Origin of the sequence: Pedobacter cryoconitis (assembly GCF_014200595.1) — a bacterium.
Lineage (GTDB): Bacteria > Bacteroidota > Bacteroidia > Sphingobacteriales > Sphingobacteriaceae > Pedobacter > Pedobacter cryoconitis_C.
Genome location: NZ_JACHCG010000005.1, coordinates 441,203 through 460,487 on the forward strand (window position 1 = coordinate 441,203; position 19,285 = coordinate 460,487).

The 19,285-nt window shown below is 40.2% G+C and carries 16 protein-coding genes; 11 read left to right on the forward strand and 5 right to left on the reverse strand.

The annotated features are described in order from the left end of the window. Positions 1-2: 2 nt before the first annotated feature. Positions 3-752, reverse strand: a complete 750-nt coding sequence (locus HDE70_RS24455; protein ID WP_183892098.1) for a LytR/AlgR family response regulator transcription factor — start codon at positions 750-752, stop codon at positions 3-5. Positions 753-907: 155 nt separating this feature from the next. Between HDE70_RS24455 and HDE70_RS24460 the strand changes: the two genes are divergently transcribed. From HDE70_RS24460 to HDE70_RS24485, 6 genes are all read left to right on the forward strand, one after another. Further along, complete coding sequence (locus tag HDE70_RS24460; protein WP_183870275.1) at positions 908-1,867, forward strand: quinone oxidoreductase family protein; 960 nt, start codon at positions 908-910, stop codon at positions 1,865-1,867. Positions 1,868-1,900: 33 nt separating this feature from the next. Next, entirely contained in the window at positions 1,901-2,482 is a 582-nt protein-coding gene (locus HDE70_RS24465; RefSeq protein WP_183892099.1) for a TMEM175 family protein, read from the forward strand. Between the two features lie 185 nt (positions 2,483-2,667). Continuing rightward, a complete protein-coding gene (locus HDE70_RS24470; RefSeq protein WP_183892100.1) occupies positions 2,668-3,405 on the forward strand; it encodes a (Fe-S)-binding protein in 738 nt (245 codons plus the stop codon). A 5-nt stretch (positions 3,406-3,410) separates the two neighbouring features. After that, complete coding sequence (locus HDE70_RS24475; protein ID WP_183892101.1) at positions 3,411-4,784, forward strand: lactate utilization protein B; 1,374 nt, start codon at positions 3,411-3,413, stop codon at positions 4,782-4,784. Between the two features lie 2 nt (positions 4,785-4,786). After that, entirely contained in the window at positions 4,787-5,374 is a 588-nt protein-coding gene (locus HDE70_RS24480; protein ID WP_183892102.1) for a lactate utilization protein C, read from the forward strand. Positions 5,375-5,448: 74 nt separating this feature from the next. Beyond that, positions 5,449-6,759, forward strand: a complete 1,311-nt coding sequence (locus tag HDE70_RS24485; RefSeq protein ID WP_183892103.1) for a carbohydrate porin — start codon at positions 5,449-5,451, stop codon at positions 6,757-6,759. A 60-nt stretch (positions 6,760-6,819) separates the two neighbouring features. Here HDE70_RS24485 and HDE70_RS24490 read toward each other — a convergent pair whose 3' ends face one another. Further along, complete coding sequence (locus HDE70_RS24490; RefSeq protein ID WP_317617435.1) at positions 6,820-7,332, reverse strand: porin family protein; 513 nt, start codon at positions 7,330-7,332, stop codon at positions 6,820-6,822. Next, positions 7,254-7,430, reverse strand: coding sequence for a hypothetical protein (locus tag HDE70_RS27370; RefSeq protein WP_260162067.1), 177 nt, complete (start codon positions 7,428-7,430; stop codon positions 7,254-7,256). The genes HDE70_RS24490 and HDE70_RS27370 overlap by 79 nt, the downstream gene beginning before the upstream one ends. A gap of 226 nt (positions 7,431-7,656) precedes the next feature. On the opposite strand from HDE70_RS27370, the gene HDE70_RS24495 reads away from it, so the two are divergent. Then, entirely contained in the window at positions 7,657-9,360 is a 1,704-nt protein-coding gene (locus HDE70_RS24495; RefSeq protein ID WP_183892104.1) for a glycoside hydrolase family 3 protein, read from the forward strand. Positions 9,361-9,421: 61 nt separating this feature from the next. On the opposite strand, the gene hmpA is transcribed toward HDE70_RS24495, so the two are convergent. Continuing rightward, positions 9,422-10,636, reverse strand: coding sequence for an NO-inducible flavohemoprotein (hmpA, locus tag HDE70_RS24500; RefSeq protein WP_260162068.1), 1,215 nt, complete (start codon positions 10,634-10,636; stop codon positions 9,422-9,424). Between the two features lie 211 nt (positions 10,637-10,847). Here hmpA and HDE70_RS24505 point away from each other — a divergent pair, with 211 nt between their 5' ends. Then, positions 10,848-11,288: an RrF2 family transcriptional regulator gene (locus HDE70_RS24505; RefSeq protein WP_183870283.1), complete on the forward strand. Its 441-nt coding sequence runs from the start codon at positions 10,848-10,850 to the stop codon at positions 11,286-11,288. Position 11,289: 1 nt separating this feature from the next. Here HDE70_RS24505 and HDE70_RS24510 read toward each other — a convergent pair whose 3' ends face one another. Then, positions 11,290-11,823, reverse strand: a complete 534-nt coding sequence (locus tag HDE70_RS24510; protein ID WP_183870284.1) for a thioredoxin family protein — start codon at positions 11,821-11,823, stop codon at positions 11,290-11,292. Between the two features lie 95 nt (positions 11,824-11,918). Here HDE70_RS24510 and HDE70_RS24515 point away from each other — a divergent pair, with 95 nt between their 5' ends. The 3 genes from HDE70_RS24515 to HDE70_RS24525 all read left to right on the forward strand — a co-directional run bounded on the left by HDE70_RS24515 (position 11,919) and on the right by HDE70_RS24525 (position 19,172). After that, positions 11,919-15,155 (forward strand): UvrD-helicase domain-containing protein, encoded by a 3,237-nt coding sequence (locus HDE70_RS24515; protein ID WP_183892105.1) that lies wholly within the window; start codon positions 11,919-11,921, stop codon positions 15,153-15,155. A gap of 15 nt (positions 15,156-15,170) precedes the next feature. Then, complete coding sequence (locus HDE70_RS24520; protein WP_183892106.1) at positions 15,171-18,080, forward strand: PD-(D/E)XK nuclease family protein; 2,910 nt, start codon at positions 15,171-15,173, stop codon at positions 18,078-18,080. A gap of 105 nt (positions 18,081-18,185) precedes the next feature. Then, positions 18,186-19,172, forward strand: coding sequence for a pyruvate dehydrogenase complex E1 component subunit beta (locus HDE70_RS24525; protein ID WP_183870287.1), 987 nt, complete (start codon positions 18,186-18,188; stop codon positions 19,170-19,172). The last annotated feature ends 113 nt before the right edge of the window (positions 19,173-19,285 follow it).

Here is a 19,285-nt window from a genome sequence, read left to right on the forward strand (position 1 = left end):
TCTTACTGCGGTTTGGGAGGCTTGATCCTTGCAGATACCACCGTATTATTCTTCACATAATCAAAAAATGATTTTTTATAAGTATTGCCTATCGGGATCTGGGTTCCCTTCACCATAATAATCAGGTTCCCTTCTATCATTTCTATCTTATTCCGGGCTATGACAAAAGACTTCTGCACCTGTACCAGGTTATTGAGCTGATTCAAAGTGTGAAGTGCCTCTTTTAGCGTGAGATAAGTGATGATACTATCCTTGTCCGTATGAACAATAATATAGTTATCCCTTGCTTCCAGATAAATCACCTCTTCGGGACTAACCTTGATAATTTTATTCATTACCCCTGTTTTGATAAATATCTCTGATTTAGCAACAGGCTGAACAGGGGCTTTGCCAATTTTTCTGATGATCTTTTCTATGGCTACCGTAAATTTCGGGAAGGTAACAGGTTTAATAATATATTGATCAGCTTCCAGCTCAAATGCTTCTACCGCATATTGATGATACGCAGTAGTAAAAATCAGGAAGCGCGCTTTCGGACGAAGGATCTTAGCCAGATCCATTCCCGATATACCAGGCATATTTATATCCATAAAAAGAATATCTATATGATCCTCCTCTGTTATTTCTGCCAGCGCAATTATAGGTTGAGAATAAACTTTAAGTAAATGAAGATTAGGCATGTTCTGAATATGGTCTGTCAGCAATTCAATCGCATGATTTTCGTCCTCTATGATGACACAATTTAATAGCATAAAGCAAGAATTAATAGTTATGGTTTCTTAAACCATTAAAAAACTAAATTACAATACATTATTGTTAATTGTACATTAAAATGTCATGATCAGCAGCAATTGAAGATTATTCCTTCCATTATCATACATTTAGTTATTATTTAATAGTGAAACAGATGAAAGCATTGACATTTTCCAGCTTTGGCGGGTCGGAAGTACTGGAATACATAGAAGTACCCAAACCAATCTTAAAAAAAGGAGAGATACTACTTGAAATGAAGGCCATTGGCCTGAACTTCGCAGATATTTACCGGAGGAAAGGAAATTATCACTTAACAGGAGAACCACCCTATATTGCCGGTTATGAAGGTGCAGGGATAGTGGTAGATGCAAATGATCATGCTGAATTTAAACCAGGCGATAGGGTTGCATTTGCTGATGTACCTTTTGCGAATGCAGAATATGTGGCATTACCTGTAAGTCATGCCTTACCAATTCCCGAAGACATTAGCTTTGAAACTGCTGCCGCTGTTTTACTGCAAGGGCTGACTGCACAATATCTGGCTACAGACAGTCATCAGACTAAAGCCGGAGACATCGTTTTGATTCATGCGGTAGCAGGTGGGGTGGGGCAACTGCTGACACAAATAACCAAACTTTTGGGCGGTACAGTAATTGGTTTAACTTCTTCTGAAGAAAAAGCAGCTATTGCGCTGCAAAATGGAGCTGACCAGGTTTACCTTTATCAGGATAACTGGAAAAAACAAGTGATTTTCTTCGCTGCTGGCGGTGTGGATGTTGTTTATGACAGTATAGGAAGTACCCTGCAAGATAGCTTTAACGTCACTAAAGACTGTGGTCAGGTTGTGTTTTTTGGGATGAGTGGTGGAGATCCTGCTTTTGTAGATCCCCGGATGCTGATGGACGGTTCTAAAACACTTACCGGCGGAGACCTATGGAGTTATCTGACTTCCAGAGCAGCGCGTGTAAAAAGATCAGGTCAATTATTTGAATGGATCAGAACAAAACAAATTAAAGTAGCTGAACCAACTTCTTTTAAACTTGCAGCAGGAAAAGACGCACATGACTTTTTAGAAAGCAGAAAAAGCACAGGAAAAATAATTCTGATTCCTTAAAATAACTATACTTGAAAAACTAAACAGACAATAATGCATAAAGGAAGAATGGAAGCTTTCAGTGATGGTGTAATCGCCATCATTATCACAATCATGGTCTTAGAATTAAAAGTACCACATGGTGGTCATGACCTCAATGCATTAGTTCCGCTTATACCGGTGTTTATGAGTTATATCCTCAGTTTTGTCTATGTAGGTATTTACTGGAATAACCATCACCACATGCTTCAGGCTGCAAAATCTGTGAACGGACGTATCTTATGGGCTAATCTGCACCTGCTGTTCTGGCTCTCGCTGATCCCTTTTGTGACTGCCTGGATGGGTGAAAACCATTTCAGTCAATGGCCGGTCGCCTGTTATGGATTTGTGATGGTCATGAATGCATTTGCCTATTCCATCTTGTCAAATTCTCTGATCAAACATGAAGGCAAGAACTCAAATCTCAGTAAAGCGATAGGGGAAGGTACTAAAGGGATGATCTCAGTCGGATTATATCTAACAGCTATTGGCCTGTCTTTTGTGAATCCGTGGATCAGTTTTTCCCTCTATATATTAGTTGCGGTGATCTGGTTCATACCCGACTCCCGTATTGAAAAAACTATGGAACAGGAATAATACCAAGATAGTACGGTACAGTTAGTCCGGCTGGAATTTTTATACTTGTCTATTATTTTTGATATAGCAATAAAGCTGTATGTTTTGCCAAAATCAGAGATAGAAGAGCAGCACGTTAAGCGTATTTTCGTAGATTGTGCTTTCAGTAAACATGAAATTTACACAGTTCCCAATGATTTCGCTTTATGAAAAGAGTAGGCCTTTTTATTCCCTGTTACGTAGATCAATTTTATCCTAATGCTGGTATTGCAACCTATCAGCTGCTTAAAAAGCTAGGACTGGACGTTACTTATCCAACCGGGCAAACCTGTTGCGGACAACCCATGGCCAATTCAGGCTTTGAACATCTTACCGGAGATTGTAATCAGTTGTTTGTAGACAATTTCGCAGAGTTTGATTATATCGTATCTCCTTCTGGCAGCTGTGTTTTACACCTTAAGGAACACCTGCATACCGAAAAATCAGAACCACAGGCGGCCGCAATAAGGACTAAAGTCTATGAACTCGTAGAATTTTTGGTAGATGTACTCCAGGTGAAAAATCTTAAAGCAAAATTCCCTTACAAAGTAGGCTTACATCAAAGCTGTCACGGCCAAAGAGGATTATTGCTTACACAAATGAGTGAGCTGGTTGCTCCTTATTTTTCTAAACCTCAACAACTTCTGGCGCAGGTAGAAGGACTGGAACTCATCAACTTGAAAAGAGAAGATGAATGCTGTGGATTTGGCGGGACTTTTTGTGTGGTTGAAGAAGCTGTATCAGTGAAAATGGGAAAAGACAGAGTAAAAGATCACCAGGCAAATGGCGCAGAATATATTACCGGTGCCGATATGTCTTGTCTGATGCATATGGAAGGGATTTTAAAAAGAGAAAATAGCAACGTGAAGGTGCTGCATATTGCAGAAATACTAAATGCAGGATAGAATTTATGAGTACAACAGCGAAAACCCATCCTGAATTATCAGAAGTATTTAATAAAGATGAACAGCGTGTAAACTGGCATGATGAAACCTTATGGTGGATCAGGCAGAAAAGAGATAAATCAGCACATAGTATTCCCGAATGGGAAGTGCTGAGAGAAAAAGCCTCGCAGATTAAGAACAATGCCTTATCTAACCTTGCCGAATACCTGGTTAGCTTTGAAGAAAAAGCGCTTGCGAATGGCATTATTGTGCATTGGGCGGCAGATGCACAGGAGCATAACCAAATCGTACATCAGATTTTACAAAAACACGATATCCGCCAGCTGGTAAAAAGTAAGTCCATGCTAACGGAAGAATGCCATTTAAACGAATATTTAGAAAAACAAGGACTGGAAGTGATTGACTCTGATCTGGGAGAGCGCATCGTTCAATTAGCTAAAGAACCGCCAAGTCATATCGTTCTGCCTTGTATACATAAGAAAAAAGAAGAAATAGGGGATTTATTCCATCAGCATCTTGGCGTAGCCGCCGGAACCTCAGATCCGCAAATATTGACCGAAGCTGCAAGAGTACATCTGAGAGAGACCTTTCTGACCAGAAGAGCAGCTTTGACAGGGGTTAACTTTGCGATTGCCGAAACCGGTGAATTTGTAGTTTGCACCAACGAAGGAAATGCTGATATGGGTGCTCATCTTGCTGATGTTCATATCGCTTGTATGGGGATCGAGAAAATCATCCCTAAACGTAAACATTTAGGCGTATTTCTGCGCTTACTCGCCAGAAGTGCAACCGGACAGCCGATTACCACTTATTCCAGTCACTTTAAAAAACCAAGAGCAGGACAGGAAATGCACCTTGTGCTGGTTGACAATGGCCGTACCGTACAAATGGGGAGGGAAGATTTCAGAGCTTCTTTAAAATGTATTCGTTGTGGCGCCTGTATGAATACCTGCCCTGTTTACAGAAGAAGTGGCGGACATAGTTACCATTATGCAATTTCAGGGCCTATTGGCGCAATTCTGGCGCCTAATCTGGATCGGGAAAAGTATGCCGATCTGCCTTTTGCCTCTACCTTATGCGGATCTTGCTCTAATGTATGTCCGGTCAAGATTGATATTCATCAGCAACTTTATAAATGGAGACAGGTGATCGTTCAGGAGGGATATGCAACGTCAGGCAAAAAGATGAGCATGAAAATTATGAACTATACACTTTCTTCACCAGGAGTTTATAAAACCGCAGGAAAAGCAGGCAGATGGGTTTTAAAATACATTCCCTTTGCAGTGAATAATCATTTTAATCCGTGGTACAAGCAAAGAGAGATGCCCGAAGTTCCAAAGGAATCATTTGGGGAATGGTATAAGAAGAACGTTAAATAGCAATGAGCAGAGACAAAATATTAGCCGTATTAAGAGAAAACCAACCAGAGTTAGTCCCTCTTCCGGCCGCAATGCCCTTAGCGCGTGTAGAAATTCTTGAACTACAGGCTAAATTTAAGGCAATGGCCGAAGGAATAGGTAGCACAGTACATCTGGTTGATGAATTTGCCTCAATAGAACCTTTAATCGCAGCCCGGTTTTCGGGTGAAAAACGAATAGTTTCTACTGTAAAAGAATTAGTGTCTGCTGTTATTCCTGCCTTTGAGCTTCATCCGGATCCGCATAGTTATGCTGATGTAGACGTGGCCATTTTTAAATCGTCAATTGGAGTTGCAGAAAACTCGGCACTCTGGCTTACTGAAGATCAAATGGGGACCAGGGTTTTACCATTTATTACCCAGCATATGGTGATGATAGTCCCTCTTTCGGCATTAGTTCCCGATATGCACACCGCCTATCAGAAAATTGGGGAAGCCGGATATGACTTCGGAACTTTTATTGCAGGCCCTTCCAAGACCGCAGACATAGAACAATCATTGGTTTTAGGGGCTCACGGGCCAAGAAGCATGGATATATTTATTTATGCTTAACCTGTTAAAAAAGAATTCTTTAATCTGGTTTTAATCTCAGTAATATTGTATTCTAATATCTTTGCGCTCATCCTATGAAGAAGATAATATTACTGGGTATAGCCACTTTACTGGCAGCACCAACTTTCGCACAAACAGATAGCCTGTTTAAAAAAAGATTCAACCTCCATTTCCAGCAAACTGTAATTACACAGACTAAGCCTGGATTTAGTGCACAATATTCCGGTACCAATAGTCTTTCTACTGTTCATGAAACAGCTACCTCTTTGACCACGACCTTATTTGGTGGTGCCAGGCTATGGAAAGGAGCTGAAGCATATTTCAATCCGGAGATGTCTGGTGGAAAAGGATTTAGTCAGGCAGTTGGGGTAGCGGGGTTTCCGAATGGGGAAACCTTTAGAATTGGCTCCCCTGAACCAGCGATTTACATTGCCAGAGCTTACCTTGTCCAGACTTTTGGCTGGGGAAAAGAAACAGATACCATAGCTGACGATGCCAATCAGCTGGCCGGTTACCGCAAAAAGAAATACTTCTCTATTACTGCGGGTAAATTTGGATTAAGCGACTTCTTCGATAACAATGCTTTTAGCCATGATGCGAGATCGCAGTTTATGAACTGGTCACTAATGGCAAATGGGGCATGGGACTATCCGGCCAATACAAGAGGTTATGTATTTGGGGTTGTATTCGAACTCGGGCAGCCAACCTGGGCATTACGTTTAGCCACTACTATGGTGACCACTACAGCTAATGGATCAATTTGGGATGGTAAAATAGGCAAAGCACATGCCTTTACACTTGAATATGAAAAACGATACCAGATTAGCGGACAAAAAGGAACATTACGTGTATTAGGTTATGACAACGCCGCAAAAATGGGAGATTACCGTTTAGCAATTGCCCAAAATCCAATAGCACCCGATATTACGGAGACCCGCGCTTATGGCAGAAATAAATATGGTTTTGGGGTCAATATAGAACAAAACATCAATTCAAATCTGGGTGTTTTTGCTAAAACAAGCTATAATGACGGAAAGACTGAAACCTGGGCCTTTACAGAAATTGACAGGTCAGTAAGTTTGGGGGCGATTTTAAAAGGAGATAGCTGGAATCAAAAAGATGCAGAGATCGGTCTTGCTTTTGTAGGCAATGGAATCTCTAAAGACCATCGTGATTATCTCGCCCACGGAGGATACGGATTCATTATCGGTGATGGGAAATTGAACTATGCGCCGGAAATGATTGCTGAAACGTATTATAAGGTGAACGTTTATCAGAAGAAGTTCTTCCTTTCTCCCGATTATCAGTTTATCTTACATCCCGCCTATAATAAAGACCGGGGGCCTGTTCATGTTTTCTCATTAAGAGCACATGTAGAATTTTAACAAAAAGCCCTGCTTCTGATTAGAGAAGTCAGGGCTGATTTTCCATAGGTATGGATATACTTAAAACTTAATACCTACACCAACAGAGAATACCTGATTCCTGAATTCTGGTGTAGAAGAAGTCCCATTTTCATTGTTCTTCTGGAAATCTAAAGCATAACGTCCATGAATATCAAATTTCTCATTGATATCATATCTGAAACCGATCAGACCACCAACCAGACTTTTCTTAAATCTGTCTGAGTCTTTCTCCACATTGGTTTGTTCTACAGTACCGAATCCATTGTCAAACTTGTTTTTAGTAGACAATAAAAAGGAAACCTGTGGACCAGCAACAATATTAAAGCTGCTACCCAGTCTGAAACTAGCTAGAATAGGCACATCAATAAAGCTTGTGGTTTGTCTTAACTCTCCTAAAGAAGAAGTTAATTTGTAACCCTTTTGTGAGTACAGCACTTCGGGTGTGAAGGCTAGTCCTGCAATTAATGGGATTTCTACAGTAACACCTGCATTAAATCCTGTTTTACTTTGGTGTCGAAGTTGTTGTTGCCATCGCCTTTGATAATGTCTGATAGATTTAATCCGGCTTTAACACCAAATTTAATCTTATCCTGTGCATTTGCTGCTGTAGCTACAAAAAGGCCGATGGCCAAAATAAAGATCTTTTTCATAATTAATTTTTTGATTAACGCGGAGTGCATAGAAATAAATGTGCCAGTTTAAGAGACCTCAGGAATATTAAAAGCAAGTACTGTTCTTAGGTATTGATATACAGTAGTTTGGTTCCCATTTTTAAAATCATGTTTTTTACCTTGAAATCGCTTCTTGTGTATCAAATCTGATACATTGGTTTGGAGGTTTTAATTAACTTTGTGAGACTAACCATATCAATTATCCATGATTCAAAAAAAGTTCCCCGCATTTATAATCCTATTATTCCTCGCCTTCTCTGCTCAGGCACAAAAGAAATCTTATATCCAGAGTTTAGATGAACCTAACCATTGGGTAGATTCTGTACTGCATAAATTAAAAAAGCGCCATAAGATTGCGCAGTTGTTTTTTGTAAGGGCGCATACCAATAAAGGACAGGCTTTTGAAGATTCTGTCGGACTTGTGATCAAAAAAGAGCGTATCGGTGGACTGGTTTTCTTTCAGGGCGGCCCAGGCAGGCAGGCTATTTTGACCAATAAGTACCAGGCATTAGCGCATACGCCTTTATTAATTGCATCTGATGGAGAATGGGGATTGGGTATGCGTTTGGATAGTACAATCGCTTATCCTTATCAAATGGCACTGGGTGCTATACAAGATAAAGAGCTGATTTATAAAATGGGGCTGGAAGTCGCTAAAGATTATAAAAGAATAGGGATGCAGATGAATCTTTCACCTGATGTTGATATTAATAACAATCCGAAAAACCCGATTATCAATTACCGCTCTTTTGGAGAAGACAAATATAATGTAGCAGTGAAAGGTGGTGCTTATCTCAAAGGGATGCAGGATGGTGGATTACTGGTTACGTTAAAACACTTTCCAGGCCACGGAGATACCGATGTGGATTCACATTATGACCTCCCTCAGCTTAATTTTACTAAAGCCCGTTTAGATAGTCTGGAAATATATCCTTTCAAAGAGTTAATCCGGGAAGGTGCTGCGGGCGTAATGATCGCGCACATGAACATTCCTTCACTGGACAATACACCAAACCTTCCTTCTACCTTGTCAAAACCTATTGTGACTGATCTTTTAAAAGGGGAACTTGGTTTCCGTGGATTGATCGTGACCGATGCGATGGAGATGAAAGGGGTAGTGAAGAATTTTAAAGATGGTGAGGCAGATGTCATGGGAGTTATTGCTGGAAATGATATTTTGGAACTTTCTGAAAATAGCAAGAGAGCAGTTAAATTGGTACGTCAGGCAGTGAGGGATGGAAGGATCAGTATGGAAAGGATTGACGAAAGTGTCCGGAAGATCCTGATTGCTAAATACTGGTCAGGCGTTTATAAAAGAGATACTGTCAATACACATCACGTTGCTGCTGAAGTTAACAGAGCAGAGAGCCTGGCTTTATTACAACAGCTGGCTGATGCATCTATGACTATTTTAAATGGTGACGGAGGAATAAAATCGTTGGATCTGGCAAAAAGAACAGCTATTATTAGTATTGGCACACCTGACAAAACGGTGTTTCAGCGGGAGTCAGCGAAATTATATCAAAATTGTATGTTCTTCAACTTAGACAAAACAGCAAATGCAAATACAATTGCCGGCGTTGTGAAGCAGTTAGCTGGTTTTGATCAGGTGATTATTGGAATTCATGATACCAGATTGCGCCCCGGCAATGGGATGGAGTTAAGCGGTGATTTGAAGATGCTGATCAGAGATATGGCAGCAAAAAATACAGTATTTGCATTATTTGCCAATCCGTATAACCTTTCTGGTTTGCCGGGAATAGAAAATGCGAAATCTTTAGTAGTCGGCTATCAGAAAGAAGATTATATGCAGAAAGCTGCGGCTGAGGTTATTGGTCATGTAAAAATAGCTACTGGTAAATTACCGGTGACTGTCAATAATTTTTTCAGGTTCAACGCTGGACTATAAAGACAGTTGTTAAAATAAAAAGAGGCACTAAAATGCCTCTTTTTTTATGCCCTGATTTCGCTTAGTTCATTTGTAACAACTGAGGTCCGAACTCTTCGAAAAATATTGACTTCTTATCAATGCCTTTTGCCTGAAGGTCCTGAAATTGTTTTTCTATAAAGGCCGATGGGCCACAGATAAAATAATTAGTATCCGGATCATTGTGTAAATCCGGGATGCTATTAATATTTAGATGGCCCTCTAATATGCCATTCGCTTTATCTTCCGGAGTAACTATATTGTAGAAGGTATGCTGTTTCACATTGCTCTTTGTGGCTGTAATGTGATCAAGGTGCCTTTTAAAGGCATGAACGGATTTATTTCTGCAACCATGTAACCACGTAACCGGGCTTTCATGATCCTGATCTATCAGACTTTGCAGCATACTCATGAGCGGTGTCAGGCCCACACCTCCGCTAATCAGCACAATTGGCGCAGTCGGATTTTTCATAAGTACAAAATTACCGGCAGGAGAGGTCAGGTCTAAAATGTCACCTTCATTTACAGCATCATGCAGATGATTGCTGATTAAGCCATTAGCATCCAGGTTCACACCCTTTTCTCTTTTTACAGAGATACGGTAATAATCATCGTTCGGTGCACTTGATATACTGTACTGACGCGCCTGTTTTAAATTCAGGGATTTAAGAAAAGTGCGGATACTTAGATATTGGCCCGGAAGGTGAGGTGTTACTTTTCCGCCATCGCTTGGATAAAGGTAGAAAGACGTGATCTCTGCTGATTCTGCTTCTTTTTTGCCGAGTATAAACGGTCTCCAACCTGTCCATCCATTAGTTTTCAAAGTTTGTTGTTCGTAAAGTTTAGCTTCATGGCCCGACATCAGGTTCGCTAATTGCTGATAAGCGATTCCCCAGGCATCGATAATTGCCGGAGTGGCTGCATCACCTAATACTTCTTTGATAGATTCGATCAGGTGAGTGCCTACAATCATATAATGTTCGGGACGAATATCCAGGCTAGTATGTTTATGTCCAATCCGGTCTACTACAGGCAGCAGTACCATAGGATTGGCTATATTTTCGGCATAAGCGAGTACTGCCATAGCCAGTGCAGTTTGCTGTTTCCCGCTTTGCTGATTTCCCATGTTAAAAATGTTCTTCAGCTCTGGATTATGCGTAAACATTCGTTTGTAGAAATGTGTGGTCAATAAAACGCCGTTTTCTTTTAGAATTGGTACTGTTGCTGTGATCAGTTTTTTTTGTTCGTCAGTCATCATAAAATATATTAATACCTTTTTATCCTTTATTGTAATGCAACTATGCATTCTTTAAGGTGCGCTGGTATGGTTTGATGGGTCAAATATAGTAAATAAATAATAAAAGACTAAAATGTCTTTTATTATTTTAATGCTTAAGATGAGATTCTTAAAAGAAATACTACACACATTCTATGGCTAATTTATTGCTATCTTTGTTTTATAATCAGAGATGGGAATATTTTCAAAAACTTGTGAGTATGCAATCAGATCAGTTTTCTTCATTGCACACAGAACAGCCGGACAGAGCGGCAGGGTAGGCATTAAAGAAATTGCAGTGGGGATAGATTCACCTGAACCTTTCCTGGCAAAAATCTTACAGGATTTAAGCCGTAGAGGGATTGTGCAATCTACGAAAGGTCCGAATGGCGGGTTTTATCTTGATAGTGCTTCTTTAGAGAGGCCCTTAAGTGATATCGTCGCCGCTGTAGACGGAAACGATATCTTTTATGGTTGTGGTCTCGGGCTGAAACAATGTTCCGAAATTAATCCATGCCCGTTACACAATGAGTTTAAGGACATCAGGAACAAAATACACCTGATGCTGCATGAAACAAAAATAGGAGAGTTCAATGACGAGCTGATGAATGGAATGCTCTCCCTGAAAAAATAGATTACTGTGCAGCAGCGTCTTTTTTGGTGTAGGTTGCAGGATCTAAGGCCTCATAAGTCCACCCCTGGAGAAATTCAGTTACTTTTTTAACACTATGCCCTTTTCCTTCTTCCAGGTAACCAGAATTCTGGATATGTAATATTTCTCCATCCCCATCAAGGATCACAAATACAGGATAACCAAAACGTCCTGGATAACCTAAACTAGCCATGATTGCTTCGTTTTTATTTTCTTTACTGTAATTTACCAGTACAGTTTCATAATGATCGTTCAGGTAAGTTTTCAACGCAGGGGTATTCTCCACTAAATGATGAAAAGCAATACACCATGAACACCAGTTTCCGCCGACCTGTATAAATACATGTTTCTTTTCTGCTTTAGCCTTGGCAACAGCCGCAGTAATATCAGCTTTGGCATCAGCCGCAGGGTTATATATTTTTACTTCTTCTTTTGGTGCTTTAGTTTTGGTAGCCTGTGCAAATGTTGCAGTTGAAATTGCCAGTGTGGCTAATAGAATCAGTGATAGTTTCTTCATGTCCGGTTGTTTTTAATAATTTTAACAGAAGTTTAAAATAAGCAGTGCCATTTTAAACTTTTCTAAATGTATACAATTTGTCCTAACTTCACCACATGCCTCAACCACTTAAAATATTACAAGCTTCGGCAGGCTCAGGTAAAACATTCAGCCTTACGGCACACTACCTAACCCTCTTATTATCTGGGGAAACCAAGTACAGGGAGATTCTCGCAGTAACCTTTACCAATAAGGCTACCGAAGAGATGAAAACCCGTATTATGGAAGTGTTAAAAGGCTTTGCTACGGGCGATGAGGAGGTTGAAGATTACAGAACCCTGGTTTTGCAGGCACATCCTGATTTAGATACAGCCACTTTACAGGAAAAATCAGCTAGAATATATAAAAGAATACTTCACGATTACAGCCGTTTCTCAGTCAGTACAATTGACGGTTTTGTACAAAAAGTTATCCGTGGTTTTGCCTTCGAACTAGGGCTCGACTCTGGTTATAAACTGGAGATGAACTTTGACAAGGTCAAAAACGAACTGGCAGATAAACTCGATGAACAACTGGATGTCAACCCGGAATTATTGCAATGGATTATAGACCTGGCCTTAGACCGGATCAGCAATAATATCAGCTGGAACTACAGGGCCGAACTGACAGATCTTGCCGGAGAGATATTTAAAGAACGATATCAGCCATTTGACAATGCCATCCAGGCACTGGTGCAGCATACAGATATGAATGTCCTGTTTGGAGATTATCATAAAGAGACTAAAAAACAGATTACGCTGTTTGAAGAAACTGTTAAACAGCTTTCTTTAAAAGCGCTTCATATTTTTGAAACTTCAGGAGTTAGTCCGGATTTTTTAAAAGGAAAGTCCAGATCCCCATTAAATAACCTGAAGAAAATTGCTGATGAAGACTTTGATAAAGTAGAAAGTTTAGGTAAGCTCATTGACGAACCCGAAGAATGGTTTAAACCAGGAAGTGATACCTTCTTATATGATACACTGAATCCGGTAATCAGGGATTTATATCAGACTTACACCAACGGACTGCCTGACTATATCTTAGCACAGGCTTTCAATAAAAATTTATATTATCTGCGTTTGATGCAGGAAATGGCTATTCTGTTAAAAACCTACCGGGAAGAAAGCGGGAGTTTACTGATCAGCGATGCACAGAACCTGCTGAAAGGAATTACCGGAGATGACGATGATAATCCCGCATTTATCTGGGAAAAAACAGGCAGCCGTTACCGGCACTTTTTATTTGACGAATTCCAGGATACTTCAGCCAATCAATGGGGGAATTTCAGGCCGCTGCTAAAAAATGCAATGGCAGAAGCGAACGGGAAACTTATTGATCATTTGATTGTAGGGGATGTGAAGCAGTCGATTTACAGATGGCGGAATGGCGATTGGAATATTCTTCACCAGCAAGCTAAAAAAGACATCGGCAGCACTTATGTTACCGATTCCAGTCTGGAAGAAAATTACAGAAGTACCAAAAACATCATTAATTTTAATAATATCCTGTTTAAGGCGCTGCCGATATTGATGCAGAAAAACATCAATACTACAGTAGAAGCACAAGCAGCTAACCTGACGCTCCATGACTGGTGGGAAGAGAAAGGCTTTAGTCATATTATTACAGATGTTTATGCAGAAGCAGAACAAAGGCTGACACCAAGAACAGCAGACGGGGGTACCATTGATTTTAATGTTTTAAAAACAGATGAAAATGATGCCCCTTTAAATAAAACAAGCTTCAAGACAGCAGCGCTTCACAAAATGGTGGAAACGCTTAAACGTCTTTTGATAGAAGAAAAACGTTATCAGGCCGGTGACGCCTGTGTACTGGTGCGCTCCAATTCAGAAGCGATTGCCGTGGTAGATATATTGATGGAGAATAACATCAATGTAATTTCCGGAGAAGCCCTGCTCATTGAGAACAATACCGCAGTGAAAATATTAATTGATACTTTAATGGTGATGGCAGGAATGCCATCCAATACCGCTTTGTATAAAGCAAATTGTATCAGTTTATATGCACAACTACAACAACGTACCCTTGATCCTGCTTCTTTATTTAATTTGAAAAGTAAACAACTGGAAGAATTAACCGGCGTATTACCTGCTGATCTATGTATGCACTGGCGCAGCTGGATGCAGCAGCCGCTACCCGAATTACTCGAAAAACTGATTGCTGCTTATGGCTTAAATGAAACAGTCTATGCAAATCATCTGCCTTATTTATTTGCTTTGAGAGATCTGGCAGGGAATGTTGGCCGTCAGGGAGAAAAAGGGATTACTTCATTTTTGAAATATTGGGAAGAAGAGGGAAGCAGAAAAACCCTGCCTTCTTCAGAAAGCACAGATGCTGTACAAGTCATTACGATCCATAAATCTAAAGGACTTGCCTTTAAAGTAGTGATGATCCCTTTTTGTAATTGGGATATCAATGGTAAGATTAATACGATATTTTGGGTACCTGCTGCAAACACTCCATACCATCAGTTGCAAAGTATTCCGCTCAAATATACTTCGGCATTAGGGGCATCGGCAGTTGCCATTCCTTACTACGAAGAATTACTATATAATAATATGGATGCTTTAAATATGCTTTATGTAGCCACAACGCGCACTAAAGAATATTTATATATGAGTTGTCTGGGCAAAAAATCTGATAGTATCAGTACCATCGGTGACTTGCTGATCCGGATCTTTGAAGATCAGCTCACACCAGAAGGGCAATTTCTCCTGGAAGAAGAAGTTATTAAAAAAGGGTCGGGAAAATCGTCCGTACACCTCAGTCCGGAAATTATTGATTTGAAAGCATACCCATTATCAGGAAGGCTCAGTGAAGTTTTTAATAGCGATCTGAGAAAGAAAGAACTGGATATGCTATTAAATGATAGCGCAGGCAGGGAAGGAAGTATTTTACATGAAGTGCTGGCCCGTGCTGCGGCTATCCAGGATATAGACGAAGTTTTAGGACAGATGCTGAATGAGGGATTCTTTAAAGAAAAGGAAATCGCAGATTTCAGAAAGCAGGCCATGATCGTTTTAGAACATGAAGCGCTGCAAAATCTATTGCTGAACAGCACACAAAGTGTCAGTGAAAAGAGTATTATTGATTTTACAGGTAAAAGCTACCGTCCGGATAAAGTCTTGTTTACGACAACTGAAGTGATCGTGATTGATTATAAGTTCACTAAAAAACAGAGTCGTAATCACGTCAAACAAGTGCACGGCTATCGGGATCTTTTGCGCGAAATGGGTTACCCGAAAGTAAGTGCCTATTTATTTTATGCCACGATTGGCGAATTGATTTTAGTATAACAGCCAGTTTAAAACATGAAAGCATTTTTAAAAGAAGTTGCAGAAGATTTAGTGGACAGGTTAGGGAATACGCTGCACAATTCTGCCGTGATCTTTAACAATAAACGCCCTGTACCTTATTTGCGGCATCACCTGGCAGATACGATTGGGAGACCTTTCTGGAGTCCGTCGTTTTATACCATACAGGAATTTTTTGCCTTATCGACAGATTTACTGATCGCTGATGGCTTTACACAATTTTTCACTTTACACCAGCAATACAATGAACTGTTAAAAGCAGAAGGAGCAAAAGAAATTAATCCGGATGTCTTTTATCCCATTGCAAGAATTATACTGAGTGATTTTGCCCAGATAGACAATGATCTGGTGAATGCAGACCAGTTATTTGAAGAACTGGAAGACATCGCAGTTATTGAAAAAGACTTTCAGCACCTTACACTGGAGCAGCAACAATTTCTGGAGCAGTTCTGGACTTCATTTTCGACAGGGAAACAGAAAAATCACCAGGAACAGTTTATCCGGATGTGGCGCAGGATGCCTAAGTTATACCGTGGCTTTCATCAGGCATTAGCTTCAAAAGGGCTGACTTCGATGGCACACGTATACCGGAAGCTAGCAAATGGTAAGGCAGATAAACCAGGTTTTATTGATGACTTTGCCAAAGGTAAGTTAGTCTTTGCCGGATTTAATGCCTTAAGCAATGCAGAAGCTGTGATTTTTAAAAGATGGAATGAAGCTGAAAAAGCACTCTTCTATTTTGATACAGATACTTATTATATGGAGGATGATACGCAGGAAGCGGGATTATTCCTTCGGAAAAATATTCAACGACTAGGCTTGCCTAATGCACTGGGACAAAGCAGGCCGCTGATCAGATCAGTGCAGAAAGAAGTCAAAGTCTATAAAACACAAGGACAGACTGCGCAGGCAAAGATCTTGCAATTGGAACTGGAAGAAGATTATCCAATACTGGATGCTGCGAATAATGCGGGCAAAATAGCTTTAATCCTTGCGGATGAAAGCTTGTTGTTGCCTGTTTTGCAAACTATCCCTACCCATTATGAGGTAGAAGGGAAGCGTACCGCGGTAGAGCTGAATGTAACCATGGGGTATCCATTATTAGCGACTTCCATTTTTGGGTTGGCAGATATATGGCTTTCTGTACAATCTCAGCTGGCAGGAGGCAAAAAAGATACCGTTAACCATAGAGAGGTGGAAGCATTTTTATCTCATCCGCTGATTGGTATTTCGCAAGAAACAAGAAATACATTACAGCTTGAGATTTTGGCCAAACAGTTAATCGAGGTTGATATCCCTTTATTGCAACGTTCCGGAGAATTAGCCCAGTTGTTTTTTACCAAAAGAAATACGGCCGCTTCGGCCATTGTAAATCTTCAGGAGGTTTTTAAAGCTGTTTTAACACAACAAGTAGAAGAAAAGACTTTAAAACAAACAGAGGTAGATTTATTTATTGCCACGATCAAAGAGTTAAACCGTTTACATGATACGCTGGCAGAATTTGCTGCCCGCTTGCCTTTGCCATTTGTTTTGTCATTAATTCAAAAAGCGGTTCAGGGAATAGCGGTTCCTTTAAGTGGAGAACCTCTAGAAGGTGTACAAGTGATGGGATTACTGGAAAGCAGGAGCCTGGATTTTGATCATGTCTATATATTAGGTGTAAATGAAGGTATTTTACCACAGGTAAGCGCGTCGCCAAGTTTTATTCCTGACAGTATCAGAAGAGCATATGGTTTGCCTGTTATTGAGAATCAGGATGCGATCTCCGCCTACATGTTTTACCGGCTGCTGCAACGTTCCAGAAAAATAAGCCTCGTTTACAATGGCCAGGCAGATGACAATACAACGGGAGAGCCAAGCCGGTTTTTACGCCAGCTGGAGTTTGAAAGTGGGTATAGCTTCAAATACTATGACCAGTCACAATCCGTAGCAACAGAACATCCGGTTACGGTTCAGATTAAAAAAGAAGGTGACGTTTTGAAACGTCTGGGTCTTTACCTGGATCTGCAAGATCCTTCAGTAAGAATTTCGGCCACCGCGGTTACTACTTATATGAACTGTCCGGTGCAGTTTTTTTATAAATACATCGCCAAAATAGAAGAGCCGAAAGAGCTCTCAGAGAATCTGGAAGCAAACTATATTGGTTCGATGCTTCACTTTGTACTGGAGAAATTCTATGAAGAACTAAAAGCAGAAACTCCTTATATCACTAAAGAGCGGATTGTTGCGCATCGCAAAAATCTGCCCCGTTTAACAGAGCTGGCCTTTGTGAAAGTGATGTACGATGATGAAAAACAAGTACTCTCAGCAAACGGGATGCAGCAGGTGGTGCTGGCTATTGTGACCGAATATGCGAATGTAATTCTTGACCATGATGAAAAAGAAGCCCCTTTCTCTATTATAGGATTGGAGAGCAAGGATGAGATTTATTTCAAAATCAATGTTGCAGGCGTAGAAAGGCAGGTTACCTTACATGGGATTATTGACAGGGTAGATCAGAAAAATGGGGTAACGCGGGTTGTCGATTATAAAACAGGTCGTGATGAGCTTCAATATAGTTCGCTGGAGGAGATTTTTGATGCGGAAACCGATAAACAGAATAAGGCATTGATCCAAACTCTTTTTTATACCTATGTGTATGAACAGTCCAGAGGGATAACGGATATGGAGCCTAATTTATACCTGATCCGCAAGATGAGAAAAGAAGGGACATTGTTTAGTTTTTCTGAAGGAAGAGGGAAGAAGTTGCAGCTGCAAGCCGAATATTTAGCGGACCTGAAAAAAGATTTTAGCCGTTTGCTACGGGAGAAACTGGAGGAATTATTTAACCCGGAAATCCCTTTTATACATACTACACTAGCCGATAATTGTACATATTGTCCTTATTTGTCCCTTTGCGGCAAGTAGGGCAACAATAGCGTTAATAATAATCGCTTTGTAATGTAATTAAAACAAACTTTATTATTACGTTACAATAGTTATATTTGCCGGCAGTTAACATTTGAATATACAATGAGAGAGATTCAATTTAGAGAAGCTTTGCGTGAAGCTTTGAGCGAAGAAATGCGTAAGAATGAAAACGTATTCTTAATGGGCGAAGAAGTTGCGCAATACAATGGTGCATACAAAGTAAGTCAGGGAATGCTTGATGAGTTTGGTGACAAACGTATCATCGATACCCCAATTGCTGAGCTTGGTTTTACCGGTATCGGTATTGGTGCTGCAATGAATGGGTTAATTCCAGTCATAGAATTTATGACATTCAACTTCTCCCTGGTTGCAATCGATCAGATTATAAACGGAGCTGCAAAAATGTTATCCATGAGCGGTGGTCAGTTTTCTATTCCAATCGTATTCCGTGGCCCAACAGGTAATGCAGGTCAGTTAGGTGCACAACACTCTCAGAATTTTGAGAACTGGTATGCAAACTGTCCAGGTTTGAAGGTTGTTATTCCTTCAACTCCTTACGAAGCTAAAGGTTTATTAAAACAAGCTATCATTGATCCGGATCCGGTTATTTTCATGGAATCTGAGGTGATGTATGGTGATAAAGGTGAAGTTCCTGAAGAGGAGTATTACCTGCCAATTGGAAAAGCAAGAATCGTTCAGGAAGGTACTGATGTAACTATCGTTACTTTTGGTAAAATGCTGACACGTGTTGTAAATCCAGCTGTAGAAGAATTAACTAAAGAAGGAATCAGTGTTGAAGTTATCGATTTACGTACCGTACGTCCTATCGACTACCCTGCAATCATTGAGTCTGTTAAGAAAACAAACCGCCTTGTAATTGTAGAAGAAGCATGGCCATTAGCTTCAATTTCTTCTGAAATTGCTTTTAACGTACAAAAAAATGCATTTGATCATTTAGATGCACCAGTTTTACGTATTACTTGTGCTGATGTACCATTACCATATGCACCAACTTTAATCGCTGCCAGCTTACCAAATGCTGAACGTGTAATTAAAGCAGTGAAAGAAGTAATGTACGTAACAAAATAAGTTATTAAGAACTGTTGATATATAATCCCGCTGGCTAACCCCATGCGGGATTTTTTGTTTTTTACCTTTGCCCGGAAGAAATTTAAATTCACAGAAACTGACTTACCGATAAG